Annotated in this window: 6 protein-coding genes, 1 tRNA gene and 2 rRNA genes (1 of these 9 running past the window's edge); 3 read left to right on the top strand and 6 right to left on the bottom strand. The window is 64.3% G+C overall.

The window, feature by feature from the left end:
• The 3 genes from AC0J5K_RS02155 to AC0J5K_RS02165 form a co-directional block, all read left to right on the top strand.
• Positions 1 to 2,920, top strand: a 23S ribosomal RNA gene (locus AC0J5K_RS02155) (it extends 508 nt beyond the left edge of the window).
• A 164-nt stretch (positions 2,921 to 3,084) separates the two neighbouring features.
• Positions 3,085 to 3,199: ribosomal RNA gene (rrf, locus tag AC0J5K_RS02160) — 5S ribosomal RNA — on the top strand.
• A 121-nt stretch (positions 3,200 to 3,320) separates the two neighbouring features.
• Positions 3,321 to 3,397: transfer RNA gene (locus tag AC0J5K_RS02165), tRNA-Met, on the top strand.
• 213 nt (positions 3,398 to 3,610) lie between these two features.
• Here the strand turns inward: AC0J5K_RS02165 and AC0J5K_RS02170 are convergent.
• The 6 genes from AC0J5K_RS02170 to AC0J5K_RS02195 form a co-directional block, all read right to left on the bottom strand.
• Positions 3,611 to 4,231, bottom strand: a complete 621-nt coding sequence (locus AC0J5K_RS02170; protein WP_274566215.1) for an ABC-type transport auxiliary lipoprotein family protein — start codon at positions 4,229 to 4,231, stop codon at positions 3,611 to 3,613.
• 1 nt (position 4,232) lies between these two features.
• The gene (locus tag AC0J5K_RS02175; RefSeq protein ID WP_274566214.1) at positions 4,233 to 6,071 is read right to left on the bottom strand and encodes a PqiB family protein; all 1,839 of its coding nucleotides are present in this window, start codon (positions 6,069 to 6,071) and stop codon (positions 4,233 to 4,235) included.
• On the bottom strand, positions 6,068 to 6,673 hold the full coding sequence (locus AC0J5K_RS02180) for a paraquat-inducible protein A (RefSeq protein WP_274566213.1): 606 nt from the start codon (positions 6,671 to 6,673) through the stop codon (positions 6,068 to 6,070). The genes AC0J5K_RS02175 and AC0J5K_RS02180 overlap by 4 nt, the downstream gene beginning before the upstream one ends.
• Complete coding sequence (locus tag AC0J5K_RS02185) at positions 6,670 to 7,329, bottom strand: paraquat-inducible protein A (protein ID WP_420398616.1); 660 nt, start codon at positions 7,327 to 7,329, stop codon at positions 6,670 to 6,672. Before AC0J5K_RS02185 ends, AC0J5K_RS02180 begins: the two co-directional genes overlap by 4 nt.
• Positions 7,330 to 7,546: 217 nt before the next feature.
• Positions 7,547 to 8,755, bottom strand: a complete 1,209-nt coding sequence (locus AC0J5K_RS02190; RefSeq protein WP_074834191.1) for a multidrug effflux MFS transporter — start codon at positions 8,753 to 8,755, stop codon at positions 7,547 to 7,549.
• Between the two features lie 138 nt (positions 8,756 to 8,893).
• On the bottom strand, positions 8,894 to 17,101 hold the full coding sequence (locus tag AC0J5K_RS02195) for an RHS repeat-associated core domain-containing protein (RefSeq protein ID WP_274566211.1): 8,208 nt from the start codon (positions 17,099 to 17,101) through the stop codon (positions 8,894 to 8,896).
• Positions 17,102 to 17,117 lie beyond the last annotated feature (16 nt).

Here is a 17,117-nt window from a genome sequence, read left to right on the forward strand (position 1 = left end):
ACGAGGGGAGTGAAACAGTACCTGAAACCGAACGCCTACAATCAGTCGGAGCTTGACTGGACTCTAATGACAATCTGATGCACCTCTGATCCCGGAAATCGGGAGACGAAGATGGCAGACGGAACCTTTGCAATTCTCATGCTGGTCGCAGGGCTGGCGGATATGGGATTGAACTATTGCGGCACGGAGACGGGCTGCGTCGGCCGGACCGAGACAGCGCCCCGCGTTGCGATCTCGGGCGGGCAGGTTCTTGAACGCCGGGCAGAGACGGGTGGCGAGGCTTACCTGCGCTACGATCTGGGACACCGCATCGGGCCGTTCGGCCAGGCTGTGGGGCTCAGCATCGGCGACAAGGGTGAGGCTTGGGTCGGCTTCGGCCAGACCTACCGGCAGAGCTTCGGATCGACCCCGTTCTATGCCGAGCTGCATGCGATGACCGGCCTTTACCGGGCCGGTGACGGTCTTGATCTGGGCGGGCCCATCGTGTTCCGCTCGGGCATCGAGGCCGGCTGGGAAAACCGCCGGGGATGGCGGTTCGGTCTCGGCTTCGACCATCGGTCGAACGCGGGGATTTACGACGAGAACCCCGGTGTCGAGACGGTGCACCTGCGGGTGTCCATTCCGACGCGGTAGCATCGAGATTATTATTAGTGTCCAGTCTTGTGACGGCGTACCTTTTGTATAATGGGTCATCGACTTAGTGTATCTAGCAAGCTTAAGCCGTTAGGTGTAGGCGCAGCGAAAGCGAGTCTTAATAGGGCGACTGAGTTAGATGCATTAGACCCGAAACCGAGTGATCTAGGCATGACCAGGATGAAGGTAAGGTAACACTTACTGGAGGTCCGAACCCACACCTGTTGAAAAAGGTCGGGATGAGTTGTGCCTAGGGGTGAAAGGCCAATCAAACTCGGAGATAGCTGGTTCTCTGCGAAATCTATTTAGGTAGAGCGTCATCCGAATACCCCGGGGGGTAGAGCACTGGATGGGTAATGGGGCCCCACAGGCTTACTGATCCTAACCAAACTCCGAATACCCGGGAGTACTAGATGGCAGACACACTGCGGATGCTAACGTCCGTAGTGGAGAGGGAAACAACCCTGACCTACAGCTAAGGCCCCCAATTCATGGCTAAGTGGGAAAGCAGGTGGGACGACCAAAACAACCAGGAGGTTGGCTTAGAAGCAGCCATCCTTTAAAGATAGCGTAACAGCTCACTGGTCTAAACAAGTTGTCCTGCGGCGAAGATGTAACGGGGCTCAAGCCATGAGCCGAAGCTTAGGATGCCGTAAGGCATGGTAGCAGAGCGTAGTGTGACATAGGACCTCTCCTCTTTAGCGATCCTCGGATCGCCTTGGAGGAACGGGTTCTTTCTGTGAAGCCGGCGCGTGAGCGATCCGGTGGAGAGATCACTAGCGAGAATGATGACATGAGTAGCGACAAAGAGTGTGAGAGACACTCTCGCCGAAAGTCCAAGGGTTCCTGCTTAAAGCTAATCTGAGCAGGGTAAGCCGGCCCCTAAGGCGAGGCAGAAATGCGTAGCCGATGGGAACCACGTTAATATTCGTGGGCCAGGAGGATGTGACGGATCAAGAGGGTAGTTCATTCTTATCGGATTGAATGGGCTGCTTATTGGTCCCTGGAAATAGCCCTCCATCAGACCGTACCCTAAACCGACACAGGTGGACTGGTAGAGAATACCAAGGCGCTTGAGAGAACGATGTTGAAGGAACTCGGCAAAATACCTCCGTAAGTTCGCGAGAAGGAGGCCCGGTTCCTAGGCAACTAGGGGCTGGGGGCACAAACCAGGGGGTGGCGACTGTTTACTAAAAACACAGGGCTCTGCGAAGTCGCAAGACGACGTATAGGGTCTGACGCCTGCCCGGTGCCTGAAGGTTAAAAGGAGAGGTGAGAGCCTTGAATTGAAGCCCAGGTAAACGGCGGCCGTAACTATAACGGTCCTAAGGTAGCGAAATTCCTTGTCGGGTAAGTTCCGACCTGCACGAATGGCGTAACGACTTCCCCGCTGTCTCCAACATCGACTCAGCGAAATTGAATTGCCTGTCAAGATGCAGGCTTCCCGCGGTTAGACGGAAAGACCCCGTGCACCTTTACTACAGCTTCGCACTGGCATCAGGACTGCAATGTGCAGGATAGGTGGTGGGCTTTGAAGCGCGAACGCCAGTTTGCGTGGAGCCTCCCTTGAGATACCACCCTTTGCATTCTTGATGTCTAACCGCGGTCCGTTATCCGGATCCGGGACCCTGCGTGGCGGGTAGTTTGACTGGGGCGGTCGCCTCCTAAAGAGTAACGGAGGCGCGCGATGGTTGGCTCAGACCGGTCGGAAATCGGTCGTTGAGTGCAATGGCAGAAGCCAGCCTGACTGCAAGTCTGACAAGACGAGCAGAGACGAAAGTCGGTCATAGTGATCCGGTGGTCCCGAGTGGAAGGGCCATCGCTCAACGGATAAAAGGTACGCCGGGGATAACAGGCTGATACTGCCCAAGAGTCCATATCGACGGCAGTGTTTGGCACCTCGATGTCGGCTCATCTCATCCTGGGGCTGGAGCAGGTCCCAAGGGTACGGCTGTTCGCCGTTTAAAGAGGTACGTGAGCTGGGTTTAGAACGTCGTGAGACAGTTCGGTCCCTATCTGCCGTGGGTGTAGGATACTTGAGAGGAGTTGCCCCTAGTACGAGAGGACCGGGGTGAACGATCCACTGGTGGACCTGTTGTTGCGCCAGCAGCAGTGCAGGGTAGCTATGATCGGACAGGATAACCGCTGAAGGCATCTAAGCGGGAAGCCCCCCTCAAAACAAGGTATCCCTGAGGACCGTGGTAGACCACCACGTCGATAGGCCGGAGATGTAAGTGCAGTAATGCATTCAGTTGACCGGTACTAATGGTCCGATAGGCTTGATTTGATCCAGTAACAGACAGATTTGTCAAACTGGTCACGATCAAAGCAAACTACACACACATATATCAGTAACTTGACTTGGAATTTGCCTCTGTCTTACGGCCTTGAACGCATAACGCGCTCAAGTAGCCGAATAGGCGGTAGCGCAAAATACCGGGGCTTTCCCGGTTTGGTGATCACAGCACGAGCAAAACACCCGGTCCCATCCCGAACCCGGCCGTTAAGTGCCGTCGCGCCAATGGTACTGCGTCTCAAGACGTGGGAGAGTAGGTCATCGCCAAACCTGATAAGCCCCGATAATACGTATCTCTCAAAACGATGAAACACCCAGGCCTCAAACAGCCGTCAGGCGCGAGGCCGCACCGGCCTCAAGCAACCGCAAGGCAGCAGGCCAACAAAAGTGTCGCGGGGTGGAGCAGCCCGGTAGCTCGTCAGGCTCATAACCTGAAGGTCAGAGGTTCAAATCCTCTCCCCGCAACCAAATCTACACACAAAAATATACCGCCAAAACAGACCAGCCCTCTCAGGACTGTACTTCCTGGTATGGCCGGAGAGGCCCCTGACCTTCCCCCCGACCAACGGACGAGTCCAGCCGCCAACAGCCGCAGGCTCGAACCCCGCTCCGAAACCAAAGCCCGTCCCGCCCGAAAAGCGCATTCCCAGCCCGCCTTGACAGGGGGGCTCGCCTGGCGGTTCATCGCGACGCCATGTCCCGAGCGATCTGTTCGGAGAGGGTGGTCAGCGCCGTTGCCTGTGCCGCGGCGATGGCGGCGGCGGTCTTGACCGGCAGGGCTACAATGATGTCGAACACCCGTGCCTTGTCGGAAAGCGGGGCCGGGACGATCTTGGGCGGCGCGTCGGGGTCGTCGAAATTCTCGATCGGATCCGGCGTCTCGGAGCCCATGAAATACTGCCCCGACATCCGGAAGGTATCGGTTTGGGTGGCGATGAAGGTTTCGATGCGGATATCGATCACGCCCTTGGGCGGTTCGGGCAGGGGCCAGGGCTCGGGCGCCACCCGGGCAGAGGTCATGGTGTTGAGATTGCGCGAGATGATCAGCGTTGTGGCGCGCTCGGGCTCATCCGCCCAGAGTCCGAAATCGCTGGCCAGAACCTCGCCGCCTTCTCCCTGAACCGCGATTTTCTGATCGGCGGCATAGGTCGGCAGAGACACCGTGCGCACCAGCACCGTTCGCACCACCGAGTTCACCCGCAGTTTCGACGGCGCGGGCTCGAGCAGGTATTGCGGTTCGGTGTCGGCACAGGCGGTCAGGGCGGCCAGCGCCAGGGCGGAAAGGAATTTCGCGGCTGTCATGTCATCGACCTATAATCAGGGAATTCGGGTTGCGCTGAATGGTGCGCGCCAGGCTGCGCAGGGCGTCGGCGGCTTCGCTCACGTCGCGCAGGGTGGAGAGCGCGCCGTTGATCAGCCTTGAATTGTCGCCGTAGGATTCGATCACTTTCTCGGTGCGGGTGGCAAGCGTCGTCAGCCGTGCGGTCAGCTTGGGCAGTTCGCCGGCGGCGGCCTCGACTGCATCGGCGGCGTTGGCGGCGGAGGCAAAGACGTTGTTGACGTTCTCGGTCGCGCCGCTTTCGCGCAGGCCGGCAACGATCAGGCGGATCTCTTCCAGCGTCGCCGTGGCCTCGTCGAGCGTATCGGTCAGCTCCGGCGTGATGGTGCGGAATTCTTCCAGCGTCGATGTAACCTCGGGCTGAAGCGCGCGCAGGTCGGCAAGCGTGGCATTGATGCCCGGCGCCACGGCGCGGATGTCGTCAGAAGCGACCAGCGCCGAAGCATTGTCGATCAGCCCCTGCACCGAGGCCAGGACCTCTTCGATCGGCAGGTTGTTGATTCGCTGAAACACGCCTTCGGCGGTGGCGTTCAGATCGCTGACCTCGGCCTCGATGGTGGGCAGTTGCGGAATGCCCATCTCGGTCATCACGATCTCGGCTTCCCCCTCTTCGTCGATCGGCAGCTCGATCAGGTCGACCACCAGATCGCTGGACAGCAGGCTGGCGGTGGCCAGCCGCACGCGCAGCCCCTCTTCGACATAGACGCTCAGAAGGTCCAGCGCTTCCTCGACGCCGTCCTCGTTCGACAGGCCGAGGCGGGACGGGATGATCGCCAGCATTGCGCGCATCCGCACGACCTTGCGGCCGTCACGTTCGCCGGCGACCATTGCCACATTGTCGACTTCGCCCACCGGCACGCCGCGAAAGCGCACCGTCGCGCCTTCGGCCAGCCCGCCCACGGTGCCATCGAACACCGCCAGCGCCCGCAGCCGCTCGGCGGTGGGATCGTTGAGCAGGCTCGAGCGCGCGGCGCTTTCGTCGGCATAAAGCGGGAATTCGGTGCCATCGGCCACCGCGTCGCCACCGGGGACGAAAGTGTCGAAACTGATCCCGCCCTGCACCAGCGAGGCCAGCGAGGAGAAATTCAGCGAGACGCCGGAGGTGTCGAGCGAGACCGAGACCCCGGAGATATTCCAGAACCGCGTGTCGCTGGTGATGATCTCGTCATAGGGGGCGCGGACAAAGCCGGTGATGATCACCTGCTCACCGCCTTCGGCCAGATCGGGCGCCTCGACGGTACCGACCGGGATGCCCTTGTAGAGGATCGGCGCGCCGGCGATGATCGAATTGCTGTCGCGGGCGCTCAGCCGCACGCGGGTGCCGTCTTCGTCGGGATTGTTGATCGGGGCGTTTTCCAGCCCGTCAAATCGGGTGCGGGCGGCGCCAGCGGTGCTGTCCCACTGACCGACGATGTAGACGCCGGACAGGACGGTGTTGAGGCCGGTGATCCCCTGGGCCGAGATCTCGGGGCGCACCACCCAGAACTCCGCGTTCTCGTCGAGATAGGGCGCGAGATTGTGGTCGATCCGCACCGCCGCGATGACTTCGCCCAGATCGTCGGAAAAGCGCACATCCTCGACCAGCCCGACGGTCACGTCGCGATAGCGCAGCTCGGTCTTTTCGGCGGCAATGCCGGAGGCGCTGTCAAAGGCGATCTCGATCAGCACACCACGTTCGGCATAGGTCTGATAGGCGATGCCAAGCGAGACCGCGAGCGCGAGAATCGGCACCAGCCAGACCACCGAAAAGCGCGGGCCACGGGCGCGGCGCACCACCGGGTCGGCTGCTTTTGGCTCGGTCATTGCGGCTCCTCATCGGCATCCCAGATCAGCTTCGGGTCAAAGCTCTGGGCCGCCAGCATTGTAAACGCGACCGACAGCAGAAAGCTCACGGCGGCAATTCCGGGGTTGATGGTAGCGACCGAGCCCAGCTGGACAAGAGCCGAGAGGATCGCCACCACGAAAACGTCGATCATCGACCAGCGGCCGATGAATTCGACCACCTCATATAGCAGGTGGCGCTGATGTACACGGTCCGGCCGCGCCCGGCGCAGGCTGAGCGCGAGATATCCGATGGCGATGAACTTGCCGATCGGAATCACGATGCTGGCGAAGAACACGATAAAAGCCACGCCGTAAGAGCCGTAGTGCAGCAGCTCGATTGCGCCGCCGATGATGGTGCTTTCGGATTTGTCGAGCAGGGTCGAGGTGCGCAGCATCGGATAGGTATTGGCCGGGATGTAGACGACGATCCCGGCAAAGAGCCAGGCCCAGACCGTCTGAAGCGAGCGGCGGCTATGATGGGGCAGGGTGTCGCCGCAGCGGGCGCATTCCTCGGCGCCCCGGCGGTCGACCCGCCCGCAGGTGACGCAGGCCACCAGCCCGGCTTGTCGTGCGGTTGTCATTGATCGGTGGCCTCGAGCGAATTCCAGATCGTGTGGCGGCACATGCTGGTGTCTTGCAGAACGGTAACCACCACAAAGCCTGACATGGCCCAGAAGGCGGGGCCGAGGTTGAGCGTCGCAAGCCCGCCGACCTTGACCAGCGCCACCGCGACGCCGACGATGAAGATCTCGGCCATGGACCAGGGTCGCAGCCGTTCGGCCAGTCGAAAGGCCGCCTTGGCATGGGCGTAAGGCTTCCGGTCGCGCATCAGCGGCAGCAGCGTGTAGATGATCGCCAGCAGCCGGAGGAAGGGGATCAGCACGATCAAGAGCGCCACCACCACCGCCAGCGGCACCATCAGCCCCGAGGAAAACACCTGAATCGCATCCAGAATCGAGGTGCGGTTGTGGATGCCGCCGGCCTGAAGATCGATGAAGGGAAAGAAGATCGCGGCGGTCATCAGCACGGCCGAGGTCATCGCCAGCGCCAGCACCCGGGCAAAGGCGTCCGAGCGCGGTGCGGCGATCACATGGCCGCAGCGGTGACAGAGCGCGATGGAGTTTTCGGGCACCTCCGGCTCGTTGTAGAGCGTGTCGCAGACCGGACAGGCATAAAGCGCGTTGCCCGTCGCTTTCTCGGGCCGCTCTTCGGTCTGCACCATGTCGTTTCGTTCCAACTTCCCGCTGCCCCGCGATCTGGCTGTCCATAACCAGTCGCGAACAGCCGAACAGAGAGTAGTGCGCCACCCGCGTGCTGTCCACTCTGCGCCGCGGCGGGGCGATCACTTTTGGGCGGGGCGGCGGGTGACCTTGCGGAATTTTGGCGCGGTGATCCGAGGGGTGCAAGACCCTTGCCAAGCGGCTCAGGAACCCCAAGTTCGCGACGGCAAGGGCTCAGTCCGGGCGGCCGCGGTTCGTCCAGTACATGACGCAGCAGGCGGCGAGCCCGAGCACGGCAAAGCCGGCGATCAGCGGGGTCACCGTGCCATTGATGCGGGCGCTGATCGCCGCTGCCAGGGGCAGCGACAGAAAGGTGGCGAGCGAGCCGACAAAGGCCGCGCCGAGGCCCGCCATATGGCCCAACGGTTCCAGCGCCAGCGCGTTGAGATTGCCGAAGGTAATGCCGACGCAGAAAAACACCGAAAGCTGCCAGAGGATAAACAGTAGCATCGGGGGCTGACCGCCATAAAGCGGCAGAAGCGCCCAGAAGCCAAAGGAGAGGCCAGTCAGCGCCACCAGCGCCAGCCCGGTGAGCCGGCGCATCCCGAGCCGCATCACCAGCGAGGCATTGACGATCGCCGCCGCCCCGAGCGCGGTGGAGGCGAGGGCGAAATAGGCGGCAAAGAGCTCTCCGACGCCGAAGACACCCTGAAAGATCTGCTGCGCGGCGCCGAGGTAGCCGACGAACATGCCGTACATCAGCCCGGCGGTCAGCGTATAGCCCAGCGCCACCCGGGTCCGCAGGATCTCGCGCAGGCCGGCGGCGATATCGCCCAGCCGAAACGCCCGCTTGTCCTCGGGGGCCAGGGTCTCTCTCTGCCGCAGGGCAAACCAGCCCACGACCGCCAGCGCCAACACCACCAGCCCGGCAAAGGTCGACCGCCAGCCGCCCAGCAGGATCAGGCCCTGGCCCAGCGCCGGGGCGACAACCGGCACGATGATGAAGGCGGCCATGACGATCGACATGATCCGCGCCATCGCCCGGCCTTCGTATTCGTCGCGCACCATGGCGACAGTGACGATGCGCGGCGCGGCGGCGCCGAAGCCCTGAAGCACCCGCCCCGCCAGCATGATCGCCCAGCTCTCGGTGAAGGCCGAGACCAGGCAGCCGAGCACAAAGACGCCGTAGCCGGCATAGATCACCGGCTTGCGCCCGAAACTGTCGGCCAGCGGCCCGACGATGAGCTGGCCACCGGCCATGCCGAGGAAGAAGGCGCTGACGATGTAATGCCCGTCGGTGAGCTTGGGCGCGCCGAGATCGGCGCTGATCGCCTCGAGCGCGGGCAGCATGATGTCGGTGCCGAGCGCGCCGATCGAGATCAGCAGCGCAACCAGCGCGATATATTCGGCAAAGGCCGGTCGGGGCGGTGTCGGTCGGGTCATCGGGGGCTGCGGCCTTTGTCATCTGACGTCCGCCCTCTCCTAGACCCTGCGGCAGGGAAAGGCCAAGGCCTGTTCTCCCGTTCCCCGGGGCCCGCTTGCCGCGCTGTTGCCGGACAGCGGCGGCAGAGGGCGCCGGGGTCAGATCACGGCCATGGCTCCGATGGCGGCAAAGGCGTCCTCGGTGGTTTCCTTGCCGGCGCTCTTGGCACCGACCGCCCCAATCGAGCCCCAGACGGCGCCGCTTACCGCGGTGTTCACCAGCCCCTTGTCGAGCGGGTCGCCGTTGACCGCGTTCCTGGTCACGCTGACCGAGATGCCGATGGCCTCTTTCTTGGCGGTGTTGATCAGCACGCGCTTGCCGAACTCCTTGAACCCCGCCTTGTAGGCCGGCCCCGCCGTGCCGGCGGTGATCGCGGTCGAGACCGCACCCCAGAGCGAGCCGCTGACCACGTCGAACCCCGGCGTGACATTATGCGCCACGTCGTTGAGCGAGGTCGAAACCGCACCGCTCACGGCGCCGCCAACCGCGCCGAACCCCGCCTTGATGCCATATTCGACGACGGTCTGCGTCGCCTTGCTGGCGGCCTGAACCGTCGCCGTGGCCCCGGCGCTGGTCGCCGCCGCGGTGCCCAGCGCGCCAAAGCCGAAGGATATTGCCCCGGCCACCGCGCCGACGCCCATCGAGATGCCGTATTCCTTCCAGTCAAAGCTCTGGACGTTGAGCACCGAATAGATGATCGAACTGGCGCCGGCGCCATAAAAGAACCCCGCGGCCGCGGCCAGCGCCACCGCCGCCGGCGTCGCCAGCCCGCCGGTCACCACCTCGAGAACCCCCGCCACCACATCGATTGCCACGCCGATCAGAATCTCGACCGCGCCGATGATCACCCCGGCAATCGCCGAGAACAGGCTGCCGATCGAGAACCGGCCGTCCGGGTCGACATAAAGCACCGGGTTGTTGGCGGCATAGGTGTAGGGCGAATTGAACTGGCTCATCGGATCGGTATCGAGGAACCGGCCGATCTGGGCGCCGTAAAAGCGCGCCGGCGTGTCATAAAGCCCGAGATCGGCATCGAAGCGATGGCCGGTAAAGCGCAGGTTGGTGGCGTTCAGCGCCGGGCCGGAACTGCGCGAGACGGTGCCATAGGGCAGATAGTCGAAATCGGCCACCACCGCGTTCTTGTCATCGAGCAACCGGCGGACCGAGCCGAGATGGTCGCGCAGGATGTAGTAGACCTTGCCGTTGTGGCGCAGCAGGGCAAGTCCCTGCGGTCCGAAACCATAAAGCATCTCGTCGCGCGGCGCCTGTTCATAAAGCGGCACGTTGTCGGCGCCATAGGCATAGACGGTCTGCTCCACCGCGCCATTGTCGCGCGGCACGGTCTTGAGCACCCGCCGCCCGGTCGCGCCATAGCGATAGGTCACGTCATCGCCGCCCGCGACCCGCGCCGCCACCGGCCGCGAAATGCCGGGATCGTGGTCAAAGGCGATCTCGCGGCCGTTCTCGAACGGGGTGCCGACGGTCTTTGACGTCTTGGCCGCGCCGTTCTTTGTGTAGGTATAGCGCGCCACCTCGACGTCGCCGCCCCCGGTCACGTCGCGCAGGGTCTTGAGCCGCTGGGTCTGGGCGACATAGGTGAACGCGATCTCGCGCGTGCCGAGATTGGCGGCGCGCATATTGCCGTTGGCGTCGTAGCGCACCGGGCCGTCGGTGCCGAGGCTCCATTCCGGCTCGGCGGCGCAATCCGCCGTCTCGATCTCGCCCAGGCCATTGTAGGCATAGGCAAAGTCATGCGCCGGGGCGCCGCCCGCCGCCGGATACCCGGCCTTGGCGATGACCCCGTCGTAGTAACCCGCCCCCTTGTAGCCGCCGGCGGTATAGCTCAGCTCTTCGGTGAACAGCGCCGCCGTGGCGGTGCTGTCATGCAGCCGCGTCGGCCAGAGCGGCGGGTTGTAGGCATACTCGCGGTCACTGGGCGTGCTGCCGTCGCCGGGGCGCTGCTCCGCCTCGGGGCGGCCATCGGCGCGATAAGCATAGCGGATCAGTTCCTCGTTGCCGGTCTCGCCCTGCGAGATCGTGCTGACCCGGCCCAGCGCATCGTACCGATAGCTCAACCGCCAGCGCGTGCCGTCGATGTCGCGCGGATATTGCACCGCCAGCGGCGATCCCTGGGCGTCAAAGGCATAATCGGTCTGCCGGTCGCCGCTGACCCCGGTCACCGCCTGACGGATCTGCACGGTGTTGCCAAACAGATCGTAGCGATAGCTGTCGCGGCTCGCCGATGTGCCTTCGTCGCTCTGGCTGGTCTCGACCTGCGCAAGCCGGCCGATGGCATTGGCCGCCAGATCGGTGCCGTCCCAATGCTGGCGCTTGCGCCAGGTGTCGGGCGTGGCGGGCCAGCCGGGGGCCTCGGTGGCCTTGGCGGTCAGGGTCTTGCGATCGAAACTGCCGGTCAGATAGCCGTTCTCCAGTGGTCGGCCCAGCCGATCATAGGTCCAGTAGAGATAGGTGCCGCCGGCGGCGCCCTCGGGGTCTTCCATGAAGCGAAGATCACCGGCATCGGAATAGACGAACTGGCTGCTGCCGGTGCGGCCGATGGTCTTGGTCAGCGGCCGGCCGGCGAAATCGAAGCTCTGGGCGATCACCCAATCCTCGGGCAGGCTGTCGGCGGGCGGATCGAAGTAGTTGGGCTGGCGCCGTTCGACCGGATTGCCGGCATCGTCGTAGATCACGAAGCTGGTGATCAGCTGCCCCTTGGTCCGCTCGGCCGATTGCACCACCACCTGGCCCAAGGTGGTCGAGATCGTGGTGGTCACATTGCCGTTGGGGTCGGTCACCGTCTCGCGCAGGTAGCCGGCGATCGGAAGGCCATGGCTGCCATCGTTGGCGCCATAGGCGATGCGACTGTCATGCGCGCCGATGGCAAAATCGGCGCCGGGCAGGCCGGAGGCCACGGTGCGCCCCAGGGGCGAGGCCTCGAAGACCTCGCGGGCATAGGGAAAACCGCCGTCGTCGGGATAGGCCTCGGCGACACGGCCGGTCATCTGGCCGCTGGTCCAGTCGAGCCTGGCCATGTCCGGCGTATAGGCCAGCAGCGGGGTCTTGTCCGAGGCCGCGATCCAGGCCGGCTTGGCCTTGACGGCGAGCCGGCCCTGGCTGTCGGCGAGAAACTGGCTCACGGTCATCCGCTCGTGTTCGAGCCCCTGCTGTTGCAGCGGAATGCCGGTGGTGTCGGTGTAGTTCACGGCCGCTGCCGGCGCATGGCCCAACGCGAGGTCGGAGATCTCGACCTGGCTGTCGAAATGCAGGGTCAGCGCGCCGGTGATGGCGTTGTCGAAGACCTCGCTGAAGATCACCTTGCCGTCGATGCGAAAGACGAGGCTGCGCTTGTGAACCAGCAGCTGCCAGACCCCGCCCACCCGATGCACCGCGACCTTTGCCTCCTCCGCGTCGTCCAGCGGGGTGAGCACATAGCGATAGTCGGCGCCGGGCGGATGGATCTCCTGCACGCCGGTTTCGGGATGCCGGGCCACCCGCGCATCGCGGGGCAGGTGCAGGCCGCGCCGGGCAAAGGCGGTGACGATCTGCGGCGGGACGGTGGCGGGGGCGCCGCTGCGCAGGCTGGCCCGGGCCTCTTCGGGCAGCGCAAGCGTCATCACCCGGTCATGGCCGGTCAGGGGTTCGCCGCTGCGCGCCTTGGCGGTGCCGGGGCCGGTCAGGTTCCAGAGCCCGGTGGCGGGGTTCCAGTCGAGCTTGACGCTGGTTCCGACGCTGATCCCCAGCGCCCCGACCGGCGTCGTCACCGGCCGGAGTTGCGCGCCAAGGGCAAAGCCGCGCGCCGGATCGGCGGTGGCGGCGGTCAGCGTCGCCGGGCCCGTGGCGCCGGCATTGGTCAACATACCGCCGCTCGATTGCCAGTCGCCGGCGGCACCCGGGGCCCAGGTTGCCCGCCAGGCGCCGCCGCGGGTAAAGGTCTCCATCCGCCCGCCCGACGCCGGGCGCAGCACCGCCTGGCTGTTCGGGTCGGCGGGGTCAAAGCTGCCCTCATGGCCGTCGCGCGACTGGTAATGCGTGGCAATCTCCGACAGTTCGTCGCGCGCATTGGTGCGCAGGACCACCCGGCCGAAGGGATCGTAGCGGCTGCGTGAGGTCACGCCATTGGCCTCAAGCTTGGCGTCGGGCAGCCAGAGCCGGGTGTCGAAACCGGTGGCCGACCAGGTGCAATCGCCCGGCGCGATACAGAGATTGTCGACCAGAACCGGGGCCTCGGTATTGGCATTGGTCAGGCTGACGGTGATGTCGGATTTATCCGCCGTCAGGTCGAAACCGGCGGCAAGATAGAGCCAGTCGCCGCAAGGATCGGGGAAGGGGCTGCGCGCCGTCAGCGTGCCGTTGACGACAACGGTCAGCTCGGCCGCGCCGGCGCTGGTGTCGAAGCCCTCGGGCCGCTTGACCCAGGCCGAGACGATCATCCGCCCCTTGCCCCGCGCGATCCAGTTGCGGCGCAGCGCCTCGGTGCCGGTGGCCGCGCCGGGGTTGAGCCGGATGGCACGGGTGCCGGTGTGGGCGTCGATCTCGCCCTGGGCCGATGGCGGCACGATCTCGGCGCCGCGGCCCAGGCTCCAGCCATCGGGCGCCTCATAGGGTTCGGCCCCCCAATAGCTGGCCCAGCCCGCGCTGCGGGCGGCGCCGGGGAAGCTGGCCACCAGATAGCGGCTATCGCTGTCATAGACAAAGGACGAGGCGGCGCCGCGCGCGTCGATCTGCTCTTCGATCAGCAGGCTCTTGGCGCTGCGCGACAGGATCTCGGCTTCGCGCACCCAGCCGGCATTGGCGCCGCCGGAATAGTCGAAATCCGGGGTGCTGCCCTCGGCCTTCCATTGCCAGGACCCGCTTTTGGCCAGCCGTGACGGGGCAGCCCCGGCGGACCAGTCCTTCCAGGTCGTGGCCTTGCTTTCGATCACCGTGACCTTGCCGCTGGCATTGTCGGTGACCGCCCGATCCATCCGCGCGATGGCCGAAAGGTAGTGCCGCGCTTCGAAGGCCACCTTGTACTCCGGCACCTCGTGGGCAAAGACCAGCGACTTGGAGAGCCATTTCCGGTTGCCCCGGCTGTCGTGGTAATCCTGCCGCCGCGACCTTTCGAGCCCGCTTTCGCTGTCGAATTCGGCAAAGCTGGTGACGGTCACCGCATCGCGCGTGGTCCGGGTTTCGACCGGCTTGGCATAAGAGCCGAAAAGCTGCCGGCCGCCGGGGCCCTTGGTGAAAACCTGCCAATAATTGAGCTGCTCGGCCACCAGATCGCCCCGGGCATCGAAATCGCGCCGTGCAAGTTCGACCCCGTTGAGCGTCTGGTCATAGTTCAGGATCCAGCCGGTGGGATATTTCAGGCTGTCCTGTGGCGAAACGCCATTGGAATAATAGTATTCCGAGCGCCCGTCGGGCTGGTTGCGCGGCAGATCGTTGCCGGTGGTCTTGACCCCGGTGACAACCGAGACCTCGGGATATTGCGCCAGCCCGGTGCGGGTGTCGTAAGACACGATGGCGGTCGACGAATTTGCATAGATTAAGCTTTCGACAAAACCCTGATCGGGGTCGAAGGGGTTGGCGATGGCGGTCCAGGCCACCGGCGTGTCACGGGCAAAATCCTCGAGCACGCCATTGTCGAGGTTGATCAGGGTGAGCGATCCGGCCTGGTCGAAATCTTCGGCCGAGGGGTAGGTCACGAGAAAGCGCAGGCCGGCCAGGTTGCTGCCCGGCCCGGCGGCATCGGCCGGCACCGACACCTTCTGCGGCCCGCCCGGAAGCACCTGCACCGGACCGATATCGCCATTGCGGGTGGCGACGATATAGCTGCGGGCGCTGGCGTCGTCGCTGTCCTGAAAGGCGATGTAATTTGGCGCGCGGTTGGCGACGCTGGCCTCCGGCTCCAGCCCGGTAAGCTGTTGCGACAGGGCCCGCCAACTGCCGTCGGTCCGGTTGAAATAGACCGTTTCGCCAATGGTGAGATAGCTGCCGAAAACCGTCGCCGCGCTGCCCGATTGCACCACGTTGGGCTGTGGCTGCCAGGCGGCCGAGGCTGGCTGGTTCGGATCAAAGCGCAGGATTTCCGCCGTCGTGCGCTGGGCGCCGTCGACCGTGACAAAGGCGGTCGCATCGGACTCCGAGGCGAAATTCGGGCGCTCGCCCGCCGCCAGCGTCAATGTCTTTTCGACCCAGTTCACATTGGCGCTGGCGCGCTGGTCGCCGCCTTCGTTGCGCAGGTTGATCAGGTTGTTGTTGAGATAGTTCTGCGAGGCCACGGTCTGAAAGACATTGTAGGCCGCGGTGCCATTGTCGACCGCTGCCGTCTCTTGCATTGTTTTCGGGCTGGCGCCGTTGATTGCGGCGAAGCGCTCGTCAAGCTGATGCACCGCCACCGCATAGTTGATCGCGCTGACCGAGGTGCTGGTGACATAGGTGGTGGCAAGATAGCTTGATTGCGCCACTACCGCCAAGAGCCGCTGGCCGTTCTCTTCGGCAATATCGACATTGGCGGTGTGCCAGCTGCCGCCCGGCTGCCAGCTTCGGTCGGCGGCGCGGTAGAAGGTTTCATAGCCGATGCGTCGGGTCTTGGCGTCCCAGGTGGCGGCGACGTAATAGGTGTCAAAGGCGGCGAGGGCGAAATTGCCATTGGCGGTGGCCTGCGATCCCGAGGGCCGGATCGGCGGCGCCGACCAGGCCTGCCGCTGCCAGTCCCAGGAAAAGCCCTGATAGACCCCGGCCGAGAAATCCAGATTGCCCGCGATCACGTAATCGCGGCCGGCGGCATAGACCGATCTGCCGTTCTTGCCCGCGCGCAGGTCGAGATAGCGAACGCCCTGCACATCTAGCGTCCAGGCGCCGAAAACCGCCGGATCGGGCCGGAACAGGCAAAGGACATCACGGTTGCCCTGGGTGTCGCGGCCAGAGACCGCCAGATAGCCCTCCTGCGGGCTGGCCCAGAGGCTTTGCGGATCGATCTGGGCATTGCGCAGCGCGGCCGGGGTGATATCGACACTCTGCCACCTGCCATTCCAGGTCGAGACCAGAAGCCGGAAGCCGCTGGCGCCGGTGAAACTGGTCAGCACGTAATCCGGCCCATGCCAGACGCCGGGCGTCGCCTGGCCCAGCGGGTTCTTCAGCGTCGTGCGCCGTGGCGCATCCAGCACCAGTTCCTTGTAGCCGACGCTGGCCTCGGCGCCGCCGGGATAGGTGATCTTGATCAGCGCGCCGGGGTTCACCGCCGTGGTATCATTGTCATAGGCAAAGCGCATCGAGGGCAGCACCCGGCCCTCCGGGCTCCACTGGAACACCGAGGTCAGCACCCGTTTCCACATCAGGTCGCGCGCCGGATCGGTGGTCGCGGCGAGATTGATGAAATCATAGGTATAGGTCAGCCCGTGGATCTGCCGGCCCTGGGCGTTGAACACCTCGACCCGTTCCAGATACAGCGTTTCGTAGACATCCTGATAGGCGTTTGGCGCGGGTTTGCCAGTGTTGGCGGCCTGATATTCGACGATCTGCTGCGGGCTGGGATTGCCGGCGCCATATTTCTCGCCATAGACGAATTTCACCACCCGGCCGAGGCTGTCGGTGATCTGACTGACATACGAGGCCTGGGTATAGGCCCTGCCGCCGCGGTCGCCCACCGCCACCTCGGTGGCGCGATATTCATAGCTGACGGCATCGCCCGCCACGGTCTCGATCCGGGCCAGATTCCAGGCGCGGGCATAGCGTTCCTGGCCGTCGAGGCGGCTGGAGGAGCCGGTGAAATTGCCCCAGCGCACGCCCCATTGCACCGCGTTGGCCGCGCCCCGGCCGCCATAACTGTGCACGGTGCCGTCTTCCTTGACGATGCGCCAGCTTTCGTCGGCCGGATCATAGGTGATCTGCCAGAACTGGAACTGCCTGAGCTGATAGCTCTGCCGCCCGGCGGTGTCGGTGCCGGTGCAGATCATCGGGTTGGCGCTGCCGCCGGCGATCAGGAAATGCCGGTCAGACGCCGGGCTGCCATTGCCCGAGGTCTCCACCACGATGCGCTCGACCGGCATCTGCCAGCCAAGACCGAGAATGCCGGTGGGCGCATCGAGGTTCCAGGTCTCGACATCGCGGGCGATATTCGAGGAATAGAGCGCCGAGACCTTCAGATCGAGGCCCTTGCGCCCCTCGAGTGTCAGGAAATCGATCGGCAGCGAGAGCGTGCCGCGGAACTGGTTGACGCTGGTCTTGATGTCGCCCACCGCCGCGTCGTTGAACTCGAAAGAGCGGATGGCCGGCACATTGGCCTTGTCGGGGCTGGTTTCGGCAGGGGATTGGCGGGTCATGGGCGGCTCCGTCTCA

It is taken from the genome of Marinovum sp. E3 (genome assembly GCF_055755275.1).